Source organism: Lysinibacillus sp. GW821-FHT14F06, from assembly GCF_058803665.1.
The window spans coordinates 37,073-61,114 of sequence record NZ_JBXAPF010000005.1 but is presented as its reverse complement, the minus strand read 5'-3'; the positions used below and the strand labels follow the sequence as shown (position 1 = coordinate 61,114).

Here is a 24,042-nt window from a genome sequence, read left to right as displayed (position 1 = left end):
ACGAAATAACTTACTTCCATTCAGTTATTTAGCTCTGAAGTGATGTTCATTGTTATTTGCTTGTTTGGGCTCACACTATCCCCAAATCGCTTTGCTACGCCTAACAAATACTGTCTTCGTCTCTGCCAGTATGCATATCTGTTTAAAATAATTACTATTTCATTAGTATATGAAAATCAAACAATCACGTCAAGTTTCACTTATTACGCTCATACGTCACGCAATAATAGCTGATCAATTATGCCTCGGCATAATTGCGTCCAGAATCGGCTTTATGCTTAGGCCTGCCTGATGCAGGTCAGTTAGCCGTTATCGTATGGTTGCGATGATGATTTTAGGCTAACATCTTTTATTAACTCCTGTCCGATTCTGTGACATCCGCCGGAGGCTTAACTTCTTTCAGCGGGTGTTTGGACACCCGCTGAAAAGTAGTTTAAATTCTCATTAATCTCAATGTATCTGCCGCTGACGCTACGCTTTCGCGCATAAAACATCTGCCGCTATGCTTTCGATACAAAAAAACATTTGCTGAAAGAAGTTAAATTTGATCTGATTCCTGTGCCTCACCCACAGATGATTGAATGTCTGTTAAATCTATATCATATTGTAACAAATGATCCCAGTCGTCTGCATTTAGTAAATCAAGTTGTGCCTCTACAAGCATTTTAAATCGATTACGAAATACCTTGGATTGCTTTTTTAGCTCATCAATTTCAATTGTTACTTTACGAGCCTTTGTTAAGGCTTCATTGAGAATGCGATCAGCATTTTTCTCTGCTTCTTTCACAATAAGCTTTGCCTCTTTTTGTGAATTTCTTCGCACCTCATCAGCAGCCTCTTGTGCTACAACAATTGATTTTTGTAACGTTTCCTCTAAGGTGTTAAAATGCCTTGCTTGTTCTAAGGCCATCTCTAACTGTTTTTCAACGTCCTTTTTTTCACGTAATAAAATTTCGTAGTCTTTAATAATTTGATCTAAAAATTCATTTACTTCATCCTCAGCATAGCCCCTGAAGGATTTTGTAAACTCCTTATTATGTATATCAATAGGTGATAATGGCATACGATCCTTCTCTCCTTTACATGTACATTCGTATTTTCTATTATACAATTGTTCCGACAACTTAGCAGTAAATATTAATGAAATTCACTTGATTTTCAACCTTTTTGGGTCAAACGACCGACTTGTAAACGGATTTTATCTTTTTTTGTACGGCCTTCTGTCATTAGAATTTTTACTCGGCCACTACCTCGAATAGATAAAATATCCCCCTCTTGTAATTCAAAAGCAACTGTATCTCGCTCTGTCCAATTGACACGCACTTTATTACCTGTAATTAAAGCCTGTGCCTTTTGACGAGAAACCTTTAAAACTGTTGCGATAATAACATCTAATCGCATTGACGTAACCGTGTGAGACTCTTCTAGCCATTCTTCCTCATTTTGCAGAATCGGCTCCGTCTCTTTTATGGATTCTACATGCACTTTTACCTTGCCAATGCCTGTTAAATGCAAGCGGACATACTCTGCTATCTCATTTGCTACTACAAACTGGACATGGTGTTCATCAACACGAATATCACCAAATTTACCTCGATTCAACCCCAATGATAATAATGCGCCAAGTACGTCTGGATGACGCAATTGTACAAATTTTATAGGATATTGAATGGTAAACACCGTAAACTGAAAATCTTCCTCCCCTGGCTCATAATAAGTTGGATAAATGAGCATTCTTTGTCTTTCTGCCTCATTAAAAAGTCCAGCACTAGCCGTTTGTAATGTGTCATATTGTCCAATAATGGATGTTACGATAAAGCGTTGACGAGGATCTAAAAAATCAGTAAGCTTTGGTGCGTAGCGGTCCTCCACTTCCCGCTGCCAGTTTACCACTTGTTCAATAAAAGGCTGTTCTTCTTTTCTAAAATGTTGTATTAAATGCTCCATTTAACTACACCTCTATTATCTCTCTTTTACTAGCACAATTTCATTGGTACTTTCATGTTTAGTAACCACAATTTTCTATTTATCATTTGTTAGTATTCCCTAAAATAAAAAATCCCCACCATTTGTGAGGATTTCTTTTACATTAACATAAAGTAAATTTTTTGAATGACAATAATAACCCCTCTTTGAACAAAATTAAGGACAAATATTGCAACGATAGGAGAAATATCGATCATGCCTATTGGCGGAATAAATCGTCTAAAGATACCAAGATAAGGCTCACATAAATTTGCCAGTATGCGTCCAATAGATGAATTTTGAGCAGCAGGTACCCAAGACATTAAAATATAGGCTATTAACATTAGTGAGTAAATATCAAACGCTAATGATACAAACCTCAAAACATAATAAAAAGTCATATATACTACAATCCTCGCTATTAATTATCGTCTAAAATAAAATTTGAAATTTCGCCAGACACTTCTACATTATCAGGTGTACATAAGAAAATATCCTTACCAATTCTCTGGATATCGCCGCCAAGTGCATAAACTGTGCCACTTAAAAAATCAATAATTCGTACGCCCTGTTCACGTTCAATTCGTTGTAGATTGACGATTGTTGCTCGTTTGTTTTTTAAATGTTCAGCGATATCCTGCGCTTCAGCATAGACTCTAGGCTCTACTAATACAACCTTAGCCCCTTTAGAGTTCATAGCTGCCTGTAAGCTAACAATGTTGTTTGCAGGAGCAGCACTCTGTGGAACAATTTCGTGAATGGGTGCCTTGCGCTCTTTCATAATCTTTTTAGGCTTTACTGAATGAATCGGTTGCTGATGATGTACGGGTTGTTGTTGCTGTTGAATAGGAGCTTGCGTGATTTCTTCTTCTAATTCTTCCTCAAGATAAAAGAAGTTTTTAATTTTATTTTTCATGCTCATCCTGTTCCCCTCTTTCATTTCCAACAAGAGCCGTTCCGACTCGAACGAATGTAGCTCCTTCCTCTACCGCAATTTCAAAGTCATTAGACATGCCCATTGATAACTCGGTACAAGGTGCGTGTACGAATCCCTGCTCGGCTATTTGCTGTTGACATTGTTTTAATTGCTTAAAAACAGTACGAATGATGTTATCGTCATCTGTATTTGGTGCCATCGTCATTAAACCAACTACTTGAATTTTCGTAAAACTTGATAAAGATTGAATAAAAGGCAGGGCTTCTTTAATCGTTAAGCCATGTTTTGATTCTTCACCTGATACATTAATTTGAACAAAGCATTTTACAGGTTTGTCTGCTCTTTTTTCGATTTCTTCTGCCAAACTTAATCGATCCAATGAATGTAAATAATCAATATTGTTAATCACTTGTTTTACTTTACGTGTTTGTAAAGAACCAATATAATGCCAATTTACATCCGCTTGAATTGCTTCTATTTTTCGACTTAAGCCCTCTGGACGATTTTCTCCTAGATGAAGAAGTCCTGCATTGATTGCTTCTTGTGTTCTTTCAACTGAAACTTCTTTTGTTACTGCAATAATTTGAACTTTCTCTGTTTCCCAATTTGATCTTTTTTGAGCTACATGTATAAGGTCATTAATTCTGTTTAAATTTGATAAAATTTTTGTCACTGTTTTTCCCAACTTTACAACAATAGTTTCCTTTATTGTAACAAGCAATGCCTGAATTATCAATGAATAGCCTGACTTATGTGAAAGGACATGCACATCATTCATAGTAAATGAAAATAGCTTGGCTCATAATAGGCAACAATAATTAAGATATTGCTTTAACTAAAATAACATCTTTCCCAACCACAAGTACATCTTTCATGTATACCTTTCTAACAGAATCTTCCCCCCGAAAAAGGCCAAGATATTTTCGAGGCTCTGCAATCATAAACGCTGTCACATAGCCTGTTTCTTTTGAAACTTCTGCATCTACCACGAACCCTAAAAAACGTCCATTACCTGCTTCAATAACTTCTTTTTGTTGTAACATTGAAAAACGCATTTTATCCCTCCTGTAACAATTACTTTATGACATCCACTATTATCTTCATCAAAGTATGCTGTCACTTTATATTTATGTTATGTATTGTTAGATAGTTGAATGAAGATCAATTTCGCCTTGGCGTAATTGCGTCCGGATTTTGAATTGTGACTAGGCCTGAACGAGGACCGACAGGATATCGGTCATTTCGGTAATGCCACAGGACATGGCGTTTTTACCGATGCAGGTCAGTTAGCCGTTTTCGCAGGATGCGAAGATTTTAGGCTTACATCCTTTATTCATTCCTTTGAAAATCCGTGACATCCGCCGGGAGCCTTTGGGCCAACAGATGTTTTTTGTGCTAAAGCATAGTGATAACGCAGCGGTAGCAACATGATGTTGATCACTCAGGCGTTTTCACAGGAAGTGAAGTTCTTAGCCTGAGTTCCTCTATTTCAGTAGATGTTTCGACACCCACTGAAAAGGAACCAAAACCGCTTTCATCTCACCACCTGTAGAGGTGGGAGTCTTCTGTATCTGCTGCTGCCGCTACACTTACGCGCATAAAACATGCCGCTATGCTTTCGATACAAGAACATTTGCTGAATGAAGATAAAATGCGCACCGAAGGCTCAGGTGCGCATTGTCTACTACTTATAATCTTTCTGCATTGTTTCAATCGCATTTTTTTCTAAACGTGAAATTTGCGCTTGAGAGATTCCCAATTCTTTTGCAATTTCTGTTTGTGTCTCACCATAATAAAAGCGCTTGGCAACAATCATTTGTTGTCGCTCATCTAATTTTTGCAAACTTTCCTTCACCGACACGTAGGCAACCCATTGATCTTCAGATACATCATCATCACGTAATTGATCCATCATATAAACAGCGTCTCCACCGTCTGAATAAATAGGCTCTTGTAAAGAAACTGGATCTTGAATGGCATCTAAAGCAAATAAAACATCTTCCTTTTTCATGTCAATCATTTCTGCAATTTCTTCAATCGTTGGTTCTCGTAAATTGTCAGTTATCCATTGCTCTTTTGCCTGCATTGCTTTATACGCAATATCTCTTAAAGAACGAGAAACACGTAACGCATGATGATCACGCAGATGGCGACGAATTTCACCAATGATCATTGGTACAGCATATGTTGAAAATCGTACATTATGCTTTAAATCAAAATGATCGATGGCTTTCATGAGGCCGATGCAGCCTACCTGAAATAAATCATCTGCCTGTTCACCCCTATAGGCAAATCTACCGACAATACTGAGCACTAACCTTAAATTGCACATCACAAGCTCTTCTCTAATCTCGGTTTCTCCTGCTTGTAATCGGATGAAGAGTTCCTTCATTTCCTCGTGCTTTAAAATTGGCAAAGTCGATGTATCTAAGCCGCAAAGATCTACTTTAGTTCGCATATTCGATTCCTCCGGATGTTATTCTCTGACTAAACCGTGACATCAGTTTGTCCGAGAGAAACAAGAATATGCACAAAAGCTATGACCAATTTTAGGCAGGTTAATTTTCCCTCCCTAAGATATTGGCTGGTTTAAATTTTCACGTAAATCCTGAATGATTTTCTTCTCTAATCGGGAAATATAAGATTGTGAAATCCCTAAATGATCTGCAACTTCTTTTTGTGTCATTTCAACTTTACCGTTAAGGCCAAAACGACATTCCATAATATATCTTTCACGCGCACCTAGTAAATTAATAGCATGAAACATATGCTGACGCTCAATTTTCTTTTCTACATTGTCTAAAATAATATGCTCTTCTGTGCCTAAAATATCAGACAACAGTAATTCATTGCCATCAGCATCAGAATTAAGTGGTTCGTCTAGCGAAACTTCACCTTTCATGCGACTTGTTTTCCGTAAATGCATTAAAATTTCATTTTCAATACAACGAGAAGCATACGTTGCAAGTTTAATATTTTTATCTGTATTGAACGTTTCAATTGCCTTAATTAAACCGATCGAGCCAATACTAATTAAATCCTCAATCGGCGTACCCGTATTATCAAAACGTCTAGCAATATAAACAACAAGACGTAAATTACGTTCAATTAGTGTGTCTCTAGCTCGTAAATCACCATTCATAAAGGATGCAATGACTGTAACTTCTTCTTCTCGACTTAATGGCACTGGCAATGAATCATTTCCCCCTATATAGTACGTTTCACGACTCCGAAACTTACTCCATAATTTTTTCAAGCTAGCAAGTAGCCTAAGAAGCAATAGTTCTCCCCCTCTATGAGTTATTTGAAAGCGCTGAAAAATGTAAAATTGCTGCTGTGCTATGTGGAAAATTTTTAGCCTTCTTTGTTAAAACGATATATTCATTTGTTTTCACTTGTGGGGGCTCCCCCTTTATTTGCCACTCATTAAAGCGAAAACCTAGCACAACTGATTGCTGTTGTACTGTATTGACATGAATAAATCGAATTAAACGCTGATAATCTTCTGAAAACATGGATACATTATACGGATCCGTTTCTTGCCATTCTACTAATGATTTGCAAAATGCTGCAGGTAAATGTGGTTTTAACGCTGTATAAGAGACAAAGTGAACTGGCTTTCCTGATAGAGGTTCAATTGCTTGATTTCCCGTATCTACAAAAGCAGAGAGCGGTATTGTTACATCAAAAATTGTTAATGTTGTATCAAAAACAAACTGTCCACTTAAACGCACAAGCTTAACAAATCCCCATTGCTTATAAAAAACAACTAGGTTACCAACAGCTAAGAGTAGGCAAATAATAATAAAATGGATGATAGAAAGATTTTTTAAATAGGGTTGTAATGCTGTAAGTAACCCTCCAATAATAATTGTTGCTGTAAAAACAATTGGCCCTTGTTTTTGAAAACTTCGAAGCTTAAAGCGAAAAGCTATACCAATTAATAAAATAAAGCTCAGCAATGTTGTCCACAGCAATTGACCACCAATTACAGCTACAAAACTACTACAAATCGAACTCATTAATAATCTTGTATTCTTTACAAAAACCCCTGTTACCTTTGCCGTAAACGTGAGTATCGCTAGATTAAATAGCGTATTAATGAGCACCAGCCATTCTCCATACATAACAGCCGCCTCCTACTTACAAAGTTAGCACGTTATGCTCACAAATATTGTCAAACAATCGCATCATTTCCTTAAAATCTTTTGACAAAATACATGGTTTCCTTACACATTTGAACAACTTTACAGACAAATATAAAAAGCTCGTATTCTACATAAGTAAAATACGAGCTTTTTAGAAATAAGATACTATCCACGATTTTTACGATTTCGTAAAAACGCAGGTACCTCAAGCATATCATCTTGGCCATATTGTTGTTGATTTTGACGAGGCTGCTCTTGCTGAACATGCATTTCTTGACGTTGTTCACGAATAGGTGCTTGCGCTTGCTGTTGTTGTACAGCTTGTCTATTTGTATTTATCGAAGGTCTTGGAGTGTTGCGCTGTTGTTGTAATGCTTCTTCTGTGAAGCCAGTCGCAATCACAGTTACAATAATTTCATCTTTTAGATTTTCATTAATAACAGAACCAAAAATCATATTTACCTCTTCATCTGATGCTGAAGCTACAATATCTGCCGCTTCTTGGACTTCGAATAGGCTTAAGTTCGAGCCGCCAGTAATATTCATAAGGACACCTTTAGCGCCATCAATTGAAGATTCAAGTAAAGGACTTGAAATGGCTTTCTTGGCTGCTTCTGCAGCACGGTTTTCACCTGTTGCAATACCAATCCCCATTAACGCAGAACCTTTGTTAGACATAATTGTTTTTACATCTGCAAAGTCTAAGTTAATAAGACCTGGTGTCGCAATTAAATCTGAAATACCTTGTACACCTTGTCGTAAAACATTATCAGCCTCACGGAATGCCTCTAACATCGGCGTAGATTTATCGACAATTTGTAGTAGTTTGTCGTTCGGAATAACGATTAAAGTATCCACAGCTTCCTTCATGCCACCAATACCACCGATAGCTTGAGTTTGACGCTTACGACCTTCAAACGTAAATGGTCGCGTAACAACACCAACAGTAAGTGCACCTAAATCGCGAGCAATCTGTGCAATGACTGGCGCTGCACCAGTACCAGTTCCTCCACCCATTCCAGCTGTAACAAATACCATATCTGCTCCACGTAGAACCTCTTCTAATTGTTCACGGCTCTCTTCGGCAGCTTTTTTTCCTACCTCAGGATTTGCTCCTGCACCTAATCCACGAGTAAGTTTTGCTCCAATTTGTAGCTTCACTTCTGATTTTGATAAATTTAGTGCCTGTGCATCAGTGTTTACTGCGATAAAGTCTACACCTTGTACACCATGTTCTATCATTCGATTGACAGCGTTGTTACCGCCGCCACCAACACCAATAACTTTTATTACTGCAAGTTGATCAACACTTGTATCAAATTCTAACATTTCTTTTTCCTCCCACGGTAACTCGACTCTGTATCATTCATTACGCATTCTAGTTAATCAAAAAACTTATCAAATAATTTTTTTGCTCTACCGATTACGCTTCCTTTTGATTCTGAAGGTGAAGCATATTCTTGCTTCTTAGGTGTGGCTGATGGTGACCCTACAACCGCATATTCAATAGGCTGCGTATTCGTACCTTTTCCGTAAAAATCATCTTCTAAATAGGCGTAACGAATAAGTCCAACTGCCGTCGTAAATGAAGGCTCCCTAACGCCAATATAATCGGGTGTATATATTCTAACACGAGTTTGCAGTATTTGACGTGCCAGTTGAGCAATACCTTCAAGCTTTGCAACACCACCCGTTAAAACAACACCGCCAGGTAAATCACGGACACCTAGACGTGCTAACTCGTCAATCACTAACTCAAAAAGTTCTTCCAGGCGTGCACCAATTATTTCTGATATATAGCGCTGACTGTACTGATCAGTTGAATCTGTTCCAACAATTGGTACTTCAAAGATTTCATCATCTGATGCGTCATCATAAAAGGCATGTCCAAATTGATGTTTAATTTGTTCAGCTTGTTCCGTTGGTGTTTTTAAAACGATTGAAATATCTTTCGTAATATGATCACCACCAACTGGAATAACACCTGTATGTGTTAACAATCCCTCTTCAAACACTGTAATAGTAGTTGAGCCTCCACCCAGGTCAATAAAGGCTGTCCCTTGGTTTTTCTCATCCTCTGTTAGTGCAAAAAAGCCTGCTGCTAGCGGTTGCAAATATATTTCTCGTATACTTAATCCTGCTCGCTCTACACAACGTAAGACATTGTGTAAAAGTGTTTTGGAAGTTGTAATCATCGTTGCATCCATTTCTAGACGAATTCCAATCATACCACGTGGATCTTTAATCTCATCTAAGTTATCCACAATAAATTGTCTTGGAATAATGTTCACTAATTCACGTTCAGGAGGTATTGACATGACTTGTGCAGATTCCACTACTCTGTCTAAATCATCGTCTGTAATTTCTCTATTTTCACTATTTACAGCGACAACACCTTTAACTAGCTGTAACATCGTCTGGTTAGCTGGAACACCCAGAACGACTTCATTAATTTGATAACCAGTCATTCGTTCTGCTTGTTCAATTGCTTTTCGAATCGATTGAACTGTTGCATCAATATCAACAATCGCACCTTTCCGAACGCCATTCGATTTTACATTTCCGACGCCAATTACATGTAATTGACCGTCACTCATTTCACCTATTAATACCTTGATAGAGGATGATCCTATATCAAGGGAAATATATAAATCTTGCTGATTCAATTCGCTGCACCTCCTTGAAAAATGCTCTTATTTTCATTCTATTGTAAATTTGGCGTAATGTCTAAGCAAATCGAGTATTTTGCTCAATTTTTCTCTCATTCTATGGAAGTTTTCTTCTTTTTGTGACGTTTTTCATCTAGCCTAGTTAGTAAAATACGCCTAATAATTGCTATATTTTGGAACAAACGTACTCCGAAAGCGAAAATGGCAGCTAAATACAAATCTATCCCTAAATACACTCCTAAAAAGGCTAAACCTGCTGCAAGAATTATATTAAAAAAGAAGCCTGACACAAAAACTTTATCATCGTATACTTGCTGCAATTGAGCACGAATTCCGCCAAATAATGTATCTAAAGCTGCTAAAACTGCTATTGACAGATAATTTTCATAGATAGAGGGAATTTGTATATTCGTTAACAAGCCTAGGGCAAGTCCAAATATCAAACCTAAAAATGGTAGCCACATATTTTAATCTCCTTTTTTCACCTCTGTTAAATAATCATTTGTCAATGGCTGATCAAATGCTGGGATTGTTAATTGCTCAGTCGGCTCTTCAATTATTAAATTAAAATTATCTAAATAAAAGGAATCAATAAATGTTGAAGCTTGTAACGAATTGTACATTTTTTGAGCTTCCTTGAAATTGCTTGTCCCAACGTAAATTTCAAAAGGAGGCGATGTCAGTGCTACACTATTCACAGTCGTTTTTCCATTTATGTCTCGAATTGCTGTCGTATGTACAACACGATTTCCATCAATCGAAACACTAGCCGCATTGTTTTTAAACAATGCATTCAATAGTTGAGTCAGCAAATCAGGTGAAATTTCTTGGATGGCATATCCCATTTCCACTAACTCTTGCGCTGGCTCTACACGCAAGACAACTCCTGGACCTGTAACTTCCGTTAAGCCTGCTTGAAGCTTTAAACGATTCAATGTCTCATTTAAAGCTGCCTGTAAACTTGCTTTTTCAGATTGCTCATAGCGACCCACTACTTCATTGAGTGAGCGAATTTCTGCTAATAATGTGGAATGTCTTTGCTTTTCTTCTGCTAATTCCTCTCTTATGGCCCAAATATCTCGTGTATCTCGCTCAGCTGGTTGTTGTATAGTATTGTACTGTACCGCTATCATCAAACCGATAATAAATAGCACGATCGTTATTCGGGTGTACATATTTTTTTTCAAAATAGCCCCTCCTAGACGTATCGTAACCCCCAAAATAACGCCTTAGATTTTGAATAATGCAAATGCATGTAAAATCTGAAAAAACTCTGGAGGCTAATGTTGAAATTTAAAATTAACTCTCAACTTTTACTTTTGGCATACTTAATTTTTGATTTTCTTCTAATGACACAACAATATTGTCATTTAATAGCTGATCCACTACACCACCATTTAAATTTAATGAGGACGCCAATGCAGGAGAATCACCTACAGCCTCAATAATAAATGGCGCAGGATGTTGCTTGCCGTCAATCGTAATCACAGGTCCATTACAACGTATATAGGAATTCGCTAGAACTCGTTGGCCATTGATGGCAATTGCCTGAGCACCAGAAATTTTTAGCTCATTGAGCAATTTAAACACATGGCTTTCATGTACAATATAGTCATTAGGATTTGCAGATTTAGGATCATAATCACCATCTTGCAACGTTATACGAATTCCTTTTCCTTCTGCTTGTAAATCGCCTAATAATAATCGTAAATCCTCTGCTTCTTCAACAAGCTTTTTGTTTGCCTTTTCATCTGCAACAAATGATTTCTCATACTTGCGAATTTTTTCTTGCAGCGTATTTGCTTCTTCTGCTAGTACTTTATTCCGTTCCTGCTGAGTTATTAACTCCTCACGGTATGAATCCTCTTGCTCAAAAAGCTCTGAATCAATCGAACCTGCATTCCGGTTATCTTTTGCCTGATTGTATGAATAGCCAATAATGAATCCCATTGTTATACAAACAATAAGCAATTCAAATTGCTTCCTTGACAAAAAACTCCCTTTGCTATTCATTCGTTTGTTGCTCATCATTATTCACTTCCTGGTTGCTCGTTTCTTCATCTTCATTTTCACTTACATCAATGCTAATTTTGTTGTATTCATCATTGTAAGGACGATAATATGAGCCTACCTCTAAATCAATAACACCCTTTTCTAAATTACTAATTTGTGCCACAATTGAGGGGTAATAATTTAACTTATCAGCTAAAGTTTGAATAACAGCACGTACTTCATAACCGTCATTCATATAGAGTCTGACTGCATTAGGGTTTGTCTCATTACGGTTTGTATTGACTTGAGAAATTAAGGCTAATACTTCTGGCTTTAATTGTGCTAATTGCTCAACAAGCTTGTTGATTGTTTTTTCACCAGTTATACCAATAAAAACAGGAGCATCAATTGGCACCTCATCACCAGCTTGTTCAAATCGTTTGCCATTTTCGAGTAAAGGATAATAGGTACCGTCACCAGCCAGGTATGCAACTTTTTTCCATTCTTTTATTTCTATTGTTACATCACGCAGCCAGTTACGTTTAACATGTGCTTCTTTTACCCATTTATCCTTGAGTATTAACTTCTCAATATCATTTACCTTAAAACCCCACATCGACTTTCCAGGAGCCAGAGTACTGGCCTGTAAATAATAATGTTCATCTGCTAAGCGAGCACCTTTGACTGTAATTTTGTTGATTTTACTGTAAGGAGATTGAAAATAAAGGAGTACTGCTAACACGATAAAGAAAAGTAATATTAGCACTATAAATTTCCGATTTGTACGCTTTTTTCGTCGCTTTTTTAGCGTAGGTATGCGATCTTCTATGTCAATTACTTTCTCCAAAAAGTACTCCTCCTTTATATTTATTTCGCTAATTGATAAATAATACCTATTATTAACCACATTGTTACTAAAGATGTTCCGCCGTAACTAATAAAAGGCAGTGTGACCCCTGTTACAGGTACTAAACCAATCACTACAGATATATTTAGAAATGCTTGCACGGTCAGCATTGTAACAAGTCCTATAATGGCGTAATAGGATGCTCTCGTTTTAGCTTGCACTGCAAATTTATAACCAGCATAAATCGCTAGTACAAATAATGCTAAAATAACTAGACCCCCAAGCAATCCAACCTCTTCTAAAATAATCGCATAAATAAAATCATTTTGAGGCTCAGGTAAATATAAAAACTTCTGTCTACTTTGTCCAAAACCATGACCAAAAATGCCGGCGGGTCCAATTGCCATTAATGATTGTACAGCTTGAAATCCACTCACCAAGGGGTCCGCCCATGGATCAAGAAATGCTTTAATGCGCTTTAATCGATATGGTGCTGTTGCAATCAACCCTACTAATCCTGCAACTCCTACTACCATAAACATCCCATAAAGTTTTAATGGATATCCTGCTACAAAAAACAATAAAAAGACTGAGACCACTAATATAAATACCGAGCCAAAATCAGGCTGCAACATAATGAGGATCACAGGTAATACTAAAACGAATCCATGACGCCAATTAATAATCGGTGTACCTGTTTTATGCTGCGCTAATATATGACTCAAGTACACTATGACTGTAATTTTCGTTAGCTCTGCTGGCTGAATGGTTAATGGACCTACACCAATCCAGCTTTGCGAGCCATTTCGTACTAGTCCAATGCCTGGAATAAGTACAAGGACCAGTAAAATTAACGAAAAAATATAGGCCATTTTCCAAAACGATTGCTCTCTCAAAATATTTAATCGAATGGTGATTAAAAATACGACAATGGCAACAGCAAAATACATACTTTGCTTCATATAAAACGGCATTTTTCCACTATAATGAACGGCACTCCAATAGGTACCTGCAGAATAGACGAAAATAATGCCGATTATTGATAGCATCAATGTTGTGACGAGCAACAAATAGCTTTCTTTTCCTCTCAGTAATGCCATCCTTCCAAGTCAAGTATATTCTAAAATAGTTACAGACTTATGACAGCTTCATTACAGCTTCAATAAAAACATCTCCTCGAATTTCGAAACTGTCATATTGATCCCAGCTTGCACATGCAGGAGACAATAGAATAACATCACCCTCAGCTGACATCGGTGCCGCATAATGTACAGCATCCTCAACATTTTGTGCAATAATTGCTTGCTGAACACCACAAGACTTCGCAAATTCTACAAAGCGTAGGCCTGTTTCTCCAAACGCCACTACACCCTTGACATGCCCCATGCATGGACGTAATTCCTCAAACGAATGACCTCGATCTAAGCCTCCCGCTAGAAGAATAACAGGTGCTTGAAATGCATCTAAGGCGCTTTTTGTAGCTAAGCAGTTTGTTGCTTTGGAATCATTGTAAATTTTCCTTCCATTCCATTCACGTACAAACTGTGTACGATGACGAACGCCACCAAAAGTCGCAAGAATCTCCTCCATTTTAGCTTTATCACAACCAACTAAAATACATGCTGCTACAGCTGCTAAAATATTTTCTAAGTTATGTTTACCTGGCAAAGCAATAATAGCTCGATCCATATATGGTTCCCCTTGCCAGTAAATCGTTGTGTCGTCTGCACTAATTCCATCAGCTGTACGTCCCTTTGAACTAAACGGAACCTTATTTCCTTTAGATTTTGCAGCATAACCAACAACAATTGGCTGATCTGCATTATAAATAAAATAATCATTCTCATCTTGATTACGAGTAACACCGAATTTTGCCTCTGCATAATTATCAAATGTTCCATGATAATCAAGATGCGCATCATATAGATTTGTTAGAATAGCAATTTTAGGTTTGAATGTTTTTGTGCCCATCAATTGGAATGAGGATAGTTCTGTTACAATGATATTATCTTTCTGAGCTTCTCTTGCAACACCACATGCAACTGTTCCAATATTCCCAGCAATCAGTGGCTTCTTACCACCATTATTCAGCATGTCAAAAATTAAAGTTGTCGTTGTTGTTTTTCCATTTGAACCAGTGATACCAATAAACGGTGCTTCGCTTATCAAATAGGCCAACTCAATTTCTGTCCAAACAGGTATTTCTCGGCTAATGGCATCCGCTACAATTTTATTACTGTAAGGAATACCTGGATTTTTTACAACTAATTCAAAGCCTTCATCCAGTAAATCCTCTGGATGACGACCACAAATAACTGTTATTCCCTTTTGCAATAGACCCTGTGCATCAGGACTTTCATCAAATGGCTTTGAATCATTGACCGTCACAAAGACGCCTAGTTCATGTAAAATTTCGGCTGCTGCCACCCCACTTTTTGCTAGGCCTAAAACAAGTACCTTTTTATGTTGTAGATCTGTATAGTTTCTCATAAGAACGCCTCCGATAAAACTGCAATCAATGCTACTGCTAATGCGGTTGACCAAAAGACAAGGACAACTTTCCACTCTGACCAACCCGATAATTCAAAATGATGGTGGATAGGACTCATTTTAAAAATACGTTTTTTACGAAGCTTAAAACTACCTACCTGTAAAATAACAGATAATGTTTCAATTACAAACACTAATCCCACTAATAACAATAAGAATTCTTCTTTTATTAATACAGATACCATTGCTAAAGCTCCGCCTAATGCCAATGACCCTGTATCTCCCATAAATACCTTCGCAGGATTTGCATTAAACAGCAGAAATCCTAATAATGCCCCAGTTACAGCAAAGGCAAATAAAGCAATATCAGCTTGATCTTGGAAAAGCGCAATTACGCCAAATGCTGCAAAGGCAATAGATGCTGTACCTGCCACAAGTCCATCCAGACCGTCTGTTAAATTTACTGCATTCGAGAAGCCTACTAACCAGAAAATTAAAAAAGCCACATAGAAAATCCCTAAATCAAACGTCATGTCTGTAAATGGTATTGCAAGCGTTGTATCGAATGATCCTACGTGCAGTAAGAAATAAGCCAGAACTGCAATGACGATTTGACCAATCAGCTTTTGTAGCGATGTTAAACCAAGGTTTCGTTTAAAAATAACCTTTAAGCCGTCATCTAGAAATCCGATTAAGCCAAACCCAGCTAATACTAACAACAGTACGACAGTTTGTGTTGTAATTAAATCTAAAAAGCTTCCTACACCAACTGTAGTGAGGATAATAGCAATTAAAAAAATAATGCCCCCCATCGTTGGAGTACCTGCTTTTTTCATATGTGATTTTGGTCCTTCTTCACGAATACTTTGACCGAATTTAAGTCGACGAAGAAGAGGAATACTAATTGGTGCCAGAATAACTGTTACTATAAAGGCAAGAGCTAAAATGGTAAGCGTTGTTGCGAGTTTCATTGAAAAATCTCCTTTAAATCTTGTTTCACTTTCTTCTTCAAGAAAAAAGCATAAACTTTCATTTATTTATTACTACCCTTCATAATAATAGTGGTTCTTTCCCATTTTTTAAAGGTAAAGTTATATTAGTTCTCCAAATATAAATGAATTGTGCCATCTTGTTTGATAACACTATCCACTTCAGGCAGTTGATTACCAATTTTAGTTCCTTCACCATGCCATTCAATGCGGAATGGATAATGTTGCTTCGCAATATCATCCTTCGTTTGACCAATAAAGCTTGGTACTTTCACAGTGATTGGATCACCCCAACGATAATCTTTTTCAAGTTGTTCCTTCGATTTTTCAATGCCAACAAAAGGTGCAGCGTCTTCAATAATTTGACCAACAATTGGAGCTGCTACAACACCACCAAATTGAGTTGTTTTCTTCGGGTTATCCACCGCTACATAAACGACAATCTGTGGATTATCCGCTGGTGCAAAGCCAATAAAAGATACGATATATTCTCCGCTTTTATAACGACCATTCTCTACTTTCTGTGCTGTTCCTGTTTTTCCTCCAATACGTAAGCCATCTCGATAAGCCTGTCGTCCAGACCCCTTTGCTACAACTGATTCTAATGCACCTCGAACCTTTGCAGATGTCTCCTCACGAATAACCTGTTTTTTAACTTCTGGTTCAGTCTCTTTTATGACTTCCCCAGTATTCGGATTGAAAATTTTATTCACAACATATGGCGTATAAAGCTTACCCCCATTTATAGCTGCAGCGACTGCCTGCACTTGTTGAATAGGAGTAACAGCCACGCCTTGGCCGAAAGAAGTTGTTGCCTGCTCCACAGGCCCAAAGGCTTCTTTAGAAAATAATATTCCTGAAGCTTCACCTGCTATGTTAGACCCTGTCTTTTGACCAAAGCCAAAATCTTTAATATATTGTAGTAATCTTTCATTGCCAAGTCGTTGTCCTAATTCAATAAATCCCGGGTTACATGAATTCTCTACAACTTCAAGGAATGTTTCATGACCATGCCCACCACGATTCCAGCAACGTAATCTAGCACCTGCAACCATCGTATAGCCTGGGTCATAAAACGTATCATGTTCTAAATCAACTAAATTCTCTTCTAGAGCTGCACTCAAGGTAATAATTTTGAACGTTGAGCCAGGCTCGTAGGTCATCCATACAGGTAAATTCCGATTATAGATAGCAGGCTCAACAATTTGATATTCTGCTGGATGAAAGGTAGGGTAGGATGCTAATGCTAAAATCTCGCCATTATTTGGATTCATTGCAATAGCTAATGCTTGGTCAGCCTCATAACGCTCCATAGCCTGAGACAGTTCACGCTCCACTATTTGCTGCACATCTACATCAATTGTAAGCTCTACCGTTGCACCATCTTCTCCAGCCTTCCAAGCACTTGCAACATTCGGTAAATTATTTCCCTTCGCGTCTGTAAAAAGGCGAATGGCTGAGGAGTTAGCCTGAAGTAGTTTATTATATTCATATTCAATGCCAGCTAACCCTTGGGCATCATAGCCTGTAAACCCTAAAAATCGTGAGAGCATTGTGCCATATGGGTAATCCCTTGCATAATCTACCCCGCTATATAAGCCCTCGATTTGCATTCCTTGTAATTGCACCGCTTTTTCATAAGAAATATTTTTTCCTTCCGGTGCTAATTTCACTAAATATTCTCTTTTCTTCATTTTCTCCAACAGCCTTTGTTCATCAACTTCCAGTACCTGTGCTATCTTTGCAGCAGCCCCTTCGATATCTTTGCTTTGAGAAGGCATGAAATAAAGAGTGGGTGCAAGCTTATTTGTGACAATACTTTGCCCATCACGATCTGTTATATGACCACGTTCATTTGCAAAAGGAATTTCTCGGTCCCAATTCTCTTCTGCCTTCTTTGTTAGCTCCTTTTGATCTAGTACCTGTAAGAAGAACAATCTAATAACAATGGCTACTGCAACACACATAAATAACACATATAAAATACGTAAACGTTTTTTAGAATGGATAGAAATCCACTTCATTCGACATCACACCTTGTTTTTTACAACGTATGAAATAAAGTGGACTTCTATTCAGTATCTATTGATCAACTATTTGTTCAACTTCACCATCAGATGTAGCTTCAACATCTTTTAAAAAGCTTTCTGCAGGTGTTTTCAGCTTCACAACTATCGGTGAACTATCTGAAATTACAGTACCTGCTGATACACTCTGACTGGCTACAAAGCCCTCACCAACAACCTCTATCTCAAGATTAGCCATTGATTTGAAAACAAGTACATTGCGCAACGACCAATCAGTAAAGTTTGGCAGTGAAATATCGCCCTCTGTTTTTAAAAACACAAAATTACCTTTTATAAGTTTTTGAGGACCTTTTGGATATTGGTCAATGATTTTCCCGCCGCTTCCAACAACAACTGGCTGCAGACCATTATTTGCAAGCTCTACCTGTACAGTCTCAGCACTTTGACCTGTGTAATCCTGGATTGCTGCATTATCCACCTGCTTGACATCTTCTGTATTAACATTTAAATACTTTAAACTATTTAGCATTACTGGCTTAAATACTTTTGACACTGGAACTGAACCATTTTCTCCTTTTTTGAGCTTCGGTTTTGTTACTGAGACGTACATAATGAGCTGTGGATTATCAACTGGAGCCATCCCTAAGAATGAATACAGATACTCATTTGCAAGATAACCACCACTTGCTTTTGGTATTTGGGCAGTTCCTGTTTTACCTGCAACCTCATATTCATCAAGAATAAAGTCCTTCGCTGTCCCATGATCAGCTGTTAATGTAGATGCAAGGATTTCCCTTACTTGCTTCGCTGTGTCAGCAGAAACTGGCTGTCCTTTTTCAATTGGTTTATGGTTTTGGATGATTTTCTCTGTAGACGGATCAACAATTTGATCAATAACATAGGGCTGCATCATTTTGCCTTCATTTGCTATTGCTGTCATAGCTTGAATAAGCTGAATTGGCGTAACCGTTGAGCCTTGGCCAAATGTTGTTGTAACACGTTGAATAGGATATTTTGATAAAAGTGTACCTGCTGCCTCATTCGGTAAATCAATGCCTGTCTTATTACCAAAACCAAATTTATCTAAATAATCATAAAAGACATCCTCACCGATAAGCTTTAATAAATATGCCATTGCCGTATTGGAAGAACGTTGGAATCCTTCTAAATACGTAATCGTACCCCAACCGTTCCCATTATTATGGTCTCTAACTTCACGATCAAGAACTCTATATCTCCCTGACTTATACCAAGCATTTGGAGGCCATGTATCTGTATCAATAGCTGAGGCAAGCGTGAATGTTTTCATTGTTGAGCCTGGTTCAATGGTTTCCTCAATTACATCGTTTAGCCATTTCATATTTGTACCTTCACGTGTATCAGGATTAAATGTTGGACGCTGGGTCATCGCTAGTATTTTTCCTGTTTTCGGTTCTGCCACAACGGCTGTCATAGATTCAGGATTATACTCCTTTTCAACCAGTGACATTGCTTCCTCTAAAAAGCTTTGAATTGTTTTATCAATCGTTAAATAAATGTCATCACCATTTTTTGCAGGTGTCACCATTTTTTCGCTATTTGGCAATAGATAACTAAAAGCATCTGTCTCGTACTCAATTTTACCGTCTTTTCCAGATAGCTCCTTGTTATAGGTTAATTCAAGCCCCATTTTACCTTTTGTCGTGAACGTATGATCCTTATTTTCCTCTTTCACTGCGAAGCCAATTAAATGTGAGGCAAAAATACCATTTGGATAATAGCGTTTCAAATCATTTACAAATAGAATCCCAGGCAATTTCTTATCTTTGATTTCACTCATAACCTTATGGCTAATTCCTCGTCCTGCACTACCAAATTCAACTTGATAAGGTTTTTCTCCATTAGCCTTTAACCTTGTTAGCTGTTTATAAATCGCTTCCTTATTCTTTTCAGCTTCTTTATCCATTTGAATATACTGCGATAAAATTTCAGCTGTTTTTTCTGGATCTACAACATGTCGCGGATCTTTTTTATCTGTCGTAGCTTTTTCATTGACGACTGCGATTAATCGATAACTAAGGGTATCTTCCGCTATAACTTGTCCAGTTTGATCGTAAATCTTACCACGACTGGCTGTTATCGCACTTTCCTTGCTATACTTTGCAGCTGCTCTAGCCGCTAGCTCCTGTCCTTCTGCCTCACCTGTCGCCTGTAATGTCACCATTCTTGTGAATAATAGAAAAAAGAGCCCTCCATAAAAAATCAATAATAGAAAGGCTCCCCATTGGAATCGAAATCTCTTTTTTTTCATTCTCCCGGCACTACCTTTACATTTTTCTCATTTTGAGTTAAACCGAGTTCTTTCGCTTTTTTCCATATATTTTCGTATGTAGAAAGTTCACTTACACGAACCGTCAAGTCAACATTCTCTTTAGCAATCTCTCCTGCTTCTGCTTCGATTTTTTGAATGTCCATACTTGTTGTTTGAATAGCCGCTTGCTTATTTAAAGCGACTACCGCTAATACAACAATAATACCAATTAATGTAATAAGCATTGTTTTTTCAAACTTCTGGTTCGTTTTTTTACGACGTTTGATAGTGGGTTGTGGACTAGGTGGTGTTATCGGTTGTTGCACTTGTTGATGTTGGTGCTGCCTTACACGTACTGCTGCCATTTACTCACGCCCTTTGTCGTTAATTTTCTCCACCACTCTAAGCTTCGCTGAACGTGCGCGATTGTTAATCTCAAGTTCCTCATCAGATGGAACAATCGGCTTTCTCGTAATAAGCTTTAAAGTTGGCTTCATGTCATCAGGAATTACAGGTAAATTTGGTGGTAATTCTGGTAATGATGACGCTTCCTTAAAAATAGTCTTACACAGGCGGTCCTCCAATGAATGGAACGTAATGACACTAATGCGCCCACCTACGTTTATCATATCAATCGCATCGACTAATGAATCCTCTGCCGCGCCTAGCTCATCATTAACAGCAATTCGTATTGCTTGAAAAATGCGCTTCGCTGGATGTCCACCTTTACGGCGTGCCGCTGCTGGAATACCCTCTTTTATAAGTTCTACAAGTTGGCCAGTAGTTTCAATCGGTGCCACCTTACGTGCCTCTTCGATTTTACGAGCAACTTGCTTTGAAAACTTCTCTTCTCCATACCGGAAAAAGATACGTACTAGGTCTTCATATGCCCATTCATTTACAACATGAAATGCTGTAAGCGATGCCGTTTGATCCATGCGCATATCTAATGGTGCATCGTGATGATAACTAAAGCCTCGTTCTGGTGTATCTAACTGTGGAGAAGAAACACCTAAATCATATAAAATACCATCTACTTGCTCAATACCAAGTGCTAATAACTCTTCTTTCAAATTCCGAAAATTAGAATGGATAAATGTCACACGTTTTATATAGGGTGCTAATCGTAATTTCGCATTGTTAATAGCTGTCATATCTTGATCAAAGCAAATTAAACGGCCCTTATCAGATAGTTGTTGTACTAAATATTCACTATGTCCTGCGCCACCTAGCGTACAGTCCACATAGATTCCATCAGGATCGATGTTCAACCCGTCAACAGTTTCTTTTAATAGCACGGTTGTATGATCGAACATACCACTCGCTCCCTTCAGGCCTTAACTTCATTCAACTGACGTCTTTACAAAAGTTAAAAATCAAAGCCAATCATATTTTCTGCAATTTCATTAAAGGATTGCTCGGACTCACTAAAGTAAGTCTCCCAAGCATCTTTTGCCCATATTTCTATTCGATTCGAAACACCTAGTACAACACATTCTTTTAAAAGATGGGCATGTTGCATAAGTGTTGAAGGAATATTAATCCGACCCTGCTTGTCTATTTCTACTTCAGTTGCCCCTGAAAAGAAGAACCTTGCAAATGCACGAGTATCTTTTTTGGTCATCGGTAAGCCCTTTAATTTTTCTTCGAGTTTTCGCCATTCATCCATAGGATAGCCAAATAAACAATTATCAAGTCCGCGTGTTACAACAAACATTTCGCCTAGGGCTTCACGAAATTTTGCGGGTACGATTAATCGTCCTTTCGCATCAACAGAGTGTTGATATTCTCCCATGAACATGCTATTCACCCCACTTTATTAAATAATGTACCACATCCCCCCACTTTCCTCCACTTTTTTTAAAAAAAACTTGACATTTCGCCACGTAATGTGCAAATAGACCTTTAGCAAATTTTTTGATCTATGCTAAATGACATAAATAAAGAGCTACCCTTAGTAGGATAGCTCTTTATTTATTATTAATATCGACAATGTTCATCAAATCTGCATTGTATCAAATTATTACTTAGGTATAAAGATATATTCGTTGCATTTTATAAATACAGTAAATAGTGGTGATTTCCAATACTATAATTTTGCTTAAGCATTTCTGTCACTAACATAGGTCCAAACTCATTGATATATTGGTACGGATTATAAGTTCTTTCCTGAAACCCCTCATTTGGATATAGCTCATTTTGCAGTGTTTTAAACTTACGAATGGTAGTTTCATGCTTATTAAGTACAGATTGTTCAATCTTTTGCAGTAAATAGTCAAATTGTTTTTGATGATTCTCTTTATTTTTTTCAAATATTTTACCTAACGGTACATGCTGTTCTTTTAAATAAAATACAAGCTGATTATATTTATCAAAAAGTTCCTGCTGCATTGTTTGAATTTGAGACTTCGCCTCTTGATCCTGCACTTCAGCAATAAACTGCTCTTTAAGCTGTAATGCCTTGCCAGCCCATACATCAGCAACGGTTAATTGTTGTTCACGTAGTAATTGTTCCACATGGCGTGTAATAATTGTAATATGCAGACGTGGAGCAAAAATAGGCATTTGTAGTCCTAGTACCGAAAATGCATCCTTCAACGTTGCCCAATAAGCAAGCTCCCCAGGACCACCAACAAACGCAAGAACTGGTAATGCCATTTCCTGCATAAGAGGACGCGTAACAACATTATTACTTAACCTCTCAGAATGATTCGCAGCAATATCCAATATCTCTTCTCTCGACAATTTAATATTTGCTGCTAGATTAACAAATGATTGATTCTTTCTTTCTAAAAGATGACGTTCTCCATCTTCAACAAAAAATAGATTTGCCGCTTCATTTGTCGCTAAAATAGGCTTCCCATAACCAGCGCGTTCAAGGAGCTCTTCTTTCTCTGTTACTACTCTAGCAATTTCTTCGTTATGTTGAATAATATGAGTGAAGTTTTCGCTCTCATACTGACGGAGTCTATAATTTGTTGCATCAATAAGCAACAAGCCCTCATCCTTGAATAGCTGATTCATAAGCTGCGCAAAGAAATCCGTAAATGTTTCACTCTTATTTAGAGTATCTATTAATTGTTTCATAAGTGCTTCAGTGAATTCAGTTTCACCAAAATCTTTCGCTATTGTATTCATTAATTGTGTCATGGTTTCTTTATTAATAGTTGTTGCTGAAGCCATTGTTTTACGTCTAGAGCGTTCGCCGTAGGCACGTTTTTTTACCTCTACCCCCTGCACTGTATACGTATGGTTTATCTCTTCTAAGTCATGATCTTCACCAGCAATCCAAAACACAGGAACAACTGGTCGCTGTAGCTTCAGACTTTGTTCTTTCGCTAATGTTATGACAGATATTGCCTTATGCACTGAGTAAAGAGGACCTGTTAAAATACCAGCTTGTTGCCCACCAACAACTGCAACAGCTCCTTGCTCAAGTTGCTGTAAATGCTCATTTGATTGCTTTGATATTCCAAGAGGCTCCATAAATTGGCGAATGATTGCTGCTATTTCTTTTTGGTCTTTTGCATGCTGTTCTAAATATCGCACACGTTTTTCAAAAGATTGATCGTTATATTCATATTCAAAAAACTCATGAATGGCAGTTTCTGGTGACCAATAATCTGCTAGCACACGATTTTCTATGGGTACTTGGATAGACTCCAGTTTCATTAACATAAACTCCTCT

Annotated in this window: 24 protein-coding genes and 1 other annotated feature (1 of these 25 running past the window's edge); all 24 genes read right to left on the bottom strand. The window is 37.6% G+C overall.

Features of this window, described 5'->3' with window-relative positions:
- Positions 1-132, bottom strand: a binding site (T-box leader) (it extends 89 nt beyond the left edge of the window).
- A gap of 406 nt (positions 133-538) precedes the next feature.
- Positions 539-1,063, bottom strand: coding sequence for a DivIVA domain-containing protein (locus AC1RNS_RS06390; RefSeq protein WP_492991498.1), 525 nt, complete (start codon positions 1,061-1,063; stop codon positions 539-541).
- 95 nt (positions 1,064-1,158) lie between these two features.
- Positions 1,159-1,947: a YlmH family RNA-binding protein gene (locus tag AC1RNS_RS06385; protein ID WP_492991497.1), complete on the bottom strand. Its 789-nt coding sequence runs from the start codon at positions 1,945-1,947 to the stop codon at positions 1,159-1,161.
- A gap of 137 nt (positions 1,948-2,084) precedes the next feature.
- A complete protein-coding gene (locus tag AC1RNS_RS06380) occupies positions 2,085-2,366 on the bottom strand; it encodes a YggT family protein (RefSeq protein WP_492991496.1) in 282 nt (93 codons plus the stop codon).
- Between the two features lie 20 nt (positions 2,367-2,386).
- Positions 2,387-2,887 carry a cell division protein SepF gene (locus AC1RNS_RS06375; protein ID WP_492991495.1) on the bottom strand — a complete coding sequence of 167 codons (501 nt, stop codon included), beginning with the start codon at positions 2,885-2,887 and terminating at the stop codon, positions 2,387-2,389.
- Positions 2,871-3,575 (bottom strand): YggS family pyridoxal phosphate-dependent enzyme, encoded by a 705-nt coding sequence (locus tag AC1RNS_RS06370; RefSeq protein ID WP_492991494.1) that lies wholly within the window; start codon positions 3,573-3,575, stop codon positions 2,871-2,873. Before AC1RNS_RS06370 ends, AC1RNS_RS06375 begins: the two co-directional genes overlap by 17 nt.
- A 145-nt stretch (positions 3,576-3,720) precedes the next feature.
- Positions 3,721-3,957 (bottom strand): PRC-barrel domain-containing protein, encoded by a 237-nt coding sequence (locus tag AC1RNS_RS06365; protein WP_492991493.1) that lies wholly within the window; start codon positions 3,955-3,957, stop codon positions 3,721-3,723.
- A 629-nt stretch (positions 3,958-4,586) separates the two neighbouring features.
- Entirely contained in the window at positions 4,587-5,360 is a 774-nt protein-coding gene (sigG, locus tag AC1RNS_RS06360) for an RNA polymerase sporulation sigma factor SigG (protein WP_004227313.1), read from the bottom strand.
- A gap of 114 nt (positions 5,361-5,474) precedes the next feature.
- Positions 5,475-6,182 (bottom strand): RNA polymerase sporulation sigma factor SigE, encoded by a 708-nt coding sequence (gene sigE / locus AC1RNS_RS06355; RefSeq protein ID WP_009373518.1) that lies wholly within the window; start codon positions 6,180-6,182, stop codon positions 5,475-5,477.
- Positions 6,183-6,195: 13 nt separating this feature from the next.
- The gene (locus AC1RNS_RS06350) at positions 6,196-7,029 is read right to left on the bottom strand and encodes a sigma-E processing peptidase SpoIIGA (protein WP_492991492.1); all 834 of its coding nucleotides are present in this window, start codon (positions 7,027-7,029) and stop codon (positions 6,196-6,198) included.
- Positions 7,030-7,215: 186 nt separating this feature from the next.
- Positions 7,216-8,379 (bottom strand): cell division protein FtsZ, encoded by a 1,164-nt coding sequence (gene ftsZ, locus AC1RNS_RS06345; protein ID WP_492991491.1) that lies wholly within the window; start codon positions 8,377-8,379, stop codon positions 7,216-7,218.
- Positions 8,380-8,432: 53 nt separating this feature from the next.
- Positions 8,433-9,716: a cell division protein FtsA gene (gene ftsA, locus AC1RNS_RS06340; RefSeq protein WP_492991490.1), complete on the bottom strand. Its 1,284-nt coding sequence runs from the start codon at positions 9,714-9,716 to the stop codon at positions 8,433-8,435.
- A gap of 95 nt (positions 9,717-9,811) precedes the next feature.
- Positions 9,812-10,183 (bottom strand): small basic family protein, encoded by a 372-nt coding sequence (locus AC1RNS_RS06335; RefSeq protein WP_402778091.1) that lies wholly within the window; start codon positions 10,181-10,183, stop codon positions 9,812-9,814.
- Between the two features lie 3 nt (positions 10,184-10,186).
- Positions 10,187-10,906, bottom strand: a complete 720-nt coding sequence (locus AC1RNS_RS06330) for a DUF881 domain-containing protein (protein WP_492991489.1) — start codon at positions 10,904-10,906, stop codon at positions 10,187-10,189.
- A 112-nt stretch (positions 10,907-11,018) separates the two neighbouring features.
- Positions 11,019-11,747: a DUF881 domain-containing protein gene (locus AC1RNS_RS06325; protein ID WP_492991488.1), complete on the bottom strand. Its 729-nt coding sequence runs from the start codon at positions 11,745-11,747 to the stop codon at positions 11,019-11,021.
- Positions 11,725-12,558 (bottom strand): cell division protein FtsQ/DivIB, encoded by an 834-nt coding sequence (locus AC1RNS_RS06320; protein ID WP_492991487.1) that lies wholly within the window; start codon positions 12,556-12,558, stop codon positions 11,725-11,727. The genes AC1RNS_RS06325 and AC1RNS_RS06320 overlap by 23 nt, the downstream gene beginning before the upstream one ends.
- 20 nt (positions 12,559-12,578) lie before the next feature.
- Positions 12,579-13,658 (bottom strand): FtsW/RodA/SpoVE family cell cycle protein, encoded by a 1,080-nt coding sequence (locus tag AC1RNS_RS06315; RefSeq protein ID WP_492991486.1) that lies wholly within the window; start codon positions 13,656-13,658, stop codon positions 12,579-12,581.
- A gap of 37 nt (positions 13,659-13,695) precedes the next feature.
- Positions 13,696-15,048: a UDP-N-acetylmuramoyl-L-alanine--D-glutamate ligase gene (murD, locus tag AC1RNS_RS06310; RefSeq protein WP_492991485.1), complete on the bottom strand. Its 1,353-nt coding sequence runs from the start codon at positions 15,046-15,048 to the stop codon at positions 13,696-13,698.
- Entirely contained in the window at positions 15,045-16,019 is a 975-nt protein-coding gene (gene mraY / locus AC1RNS_RS06305) for a phospho-N-acetylmuramoyl-pentapeptide-transferase (RefSeq protein ID WP_492991484.1), read from the bottom strand. Before mraY ends, murD begins: the two co-directional genes overlap by 4 nt.
- Before the next feature lie 125 nt (positions 16,020-16,144).
- Positions 16,145-18,061 (bottom strand): stage V sporulation protein D, encoded by a 1,917-nt coding sequence (locus AC1RNS_RS06300; protein ID WP_492991483.1) that lies wholly within the window; start codon positions 18,059-18,061, stop codon positions 16,145-16,147.
- 58 nt (positions 18,062-18,119) lie between these two features.
- Positions 18,120-20,354 carry a penicillin-binding protein gene (locus AC1RNS_RS06295; RefSeq protein ID WP_492991482.1) on the bottom strand — a complete coding sequence of 745 codons (2,235 nt, stop codon included), beginning with the start codon at positions 20,352-20,354 and terminating at the stop codon, positions 18,120-18,122.
- Positions 20,351-20,719: a cell division protein FtsL gene (gene ftsL, locus AC1RNS_RS06290; protein ID WP_492991481.1), complete on the bottom strand. Its 369-nt coding sequence runs from the start codon at positions 20,717-20,719 to the stop codon at positions 20,351-20,353. Before ftsL ends, AC1RNS_RS06295 begins: the two co-directional genes overlap by 4 nt.
- Positions 20,720-21,670, bottom strand: a complete 951-nt coding sequence (gene rsmH / locus AC1RNS_RS06285; protein WP_492991480.1) for a 16S rRNA (cytosine(1402)-N(4))-methyltransferase RsmH — start codon at positions 21,668-21,670, stop codon at positions 20,720-20,722.
- Positions 21,671-21,723: 53 nt separating this feature from the next.
- Entirely contained in the window at positions 21,724-22,155 is a 432-nt protein-coding gene (gene mraZ / locus AC1RNS_RS06280; RefSeq protein ID WP_492991479.1) for a division/cell wall cluster transcriptional repressor MraZ, read from the bottom strand.
- A gap of 254 nt (positions 22,156-22,409) precedes the next feature.
- On the bottom strand, positions 22,410-24,026 hold the full coding sequence (gene bshC, locus AC1RNS_RS06275; RefSeq protein ID WP_492991478.1) for a bacillithiol biosynthesis cysteine-adding enzyme BshC: 1,617 nt from the start codon (positions 24,024-24,026) through the stop codon (positions 22,410-22,412).
- Between the last annotated feature and the right edge of the window lie 16 nt (positions 24,027-24,042).

Coding starts and splice junctions, on each gene's coding strand:
- AC1RNS_RS06385 (WP_492991497.1), bottom strand. CDS start 1,947: ATGGAGCATTTAATACAACATTTTAGAAAAGAAGAACAGCCTTTTATT.
- mraY (WP_492991484.1), bottom strand. CDS start 16,019: ATGAAACTCGCAACAACGCTTACCATTTTAGCTCTTGCCTTTATAGTA.
- ftsZ (WP_492991491.1), bottom strand. CDS start 8,379: ATGTTAGAATTTGATACAAGTGTTGATCAACTTGCAGTAATAAAAGTT.
- AC1RNS_RS06365 (WP_492991493.1), bottom strand. CDS start 3,957: ATGCGTTTTTCAATGTTACAACAAAAAGAAGTTATTGAAGCAGGTAAT.
- rsmH (WP_492991480.1), bottom strand. CDS start 21,670: ATGTTCGATCATACAACCGTGCTATTAAAAGAAACTGTTGACGGGTTG.
- AC1RNS_RS06325 (WP_492991488.1), bottom strand. CDS start 11,747: ATGAGCAACAAACGAATGAATAGCAAAGGGAGTTTTTTGTCAAGGAAG.
- AC1RNS_RS06300 (WP_492991483.1), bottom strand. CDS start 18,061: ATGAAGTGGATTTCTATCCATTCTAAAAAACGTTTACGTATTTTATAT.
- AC1RNS_RS06315 (WP_492991486.1), bottom strand. CDS start 13,658: ATGGCATTACTGAGAGGAAAAGAAAGCTATTTGTTGCTCGTCACAACA.
- AC1RNS_RS06295 (WP_492991482.1), bottom strand. CDS start 20,354: ATGAAAAAAAAGAGATTTCGATTCCAATGGGGAGCCTTTCTATTATTG.
- sigG (WP_004227313.1), bottom strand. CDS start 5,360: ATGCGAACTAAAGTAGATCTTTGCGGCTTAGATACATCGACTTTGCCA.
- mraZ (WP_492991479.1), bottom strand. CDS start 22,155: ATGTTCATGGGAGAATATCAACACTCTGTTGATGCGAAAGGACGATTA.
- AC1RNS_RS06350 (WP_492991492.1), bottom strand. CDS start 7,029: ATGTATGGAGAATGGCTGGTGCTCATTAATACGCTATTTAATCTAGCG.
- murD (WP_492991485.1), bottom strand. CDS start 15,048: ATGAGAAACTATACAGATCTACAACATAAAAAGGTACTTGTTTTAGGC.
- AC1RNS_RS06335 (WP_402778091.1), bottom strand. CDS start 10,183: ATGTGGCTACCATTTTTAGGTTTGATATTTGGACTTGCCCTAGGCTTG.
- AC1RNS_RS06380 (WP_492991496.1), bottom strand. CDS start 2,366: ATGACTTTTTATTATGTTTTGAGGTTTGTATCATTAGCGTTTGATATT.
- AC1RNS_RS06375 (WP_492991495.1), bottom strand. CDS start 2,887: ATGAGCATGAAAAATAAAATTAAAAACTTCTTTTATCTTGAGGAAGAA.
- bshC (WP_492991478.1), bottom strand. CDS start 24,026: ATGAAACTGGAGTCTATCCAAGTACCCATAGAAAATCGTGTGCTAGCA.
- ftsL (WP_492991481.1), bottom strand. CDS start 20,719: ATGGCAGCAGTACGTGTAAGGCAGCACCAACATCAACAAGTGCAACAA.
- AC1RNS_RS06390 (WP_492991498.1), bottom strand. CDS start 1,063: ATGCCATTATCACCTATTGATATACATAATAAGGAGTTTACAAAATCC.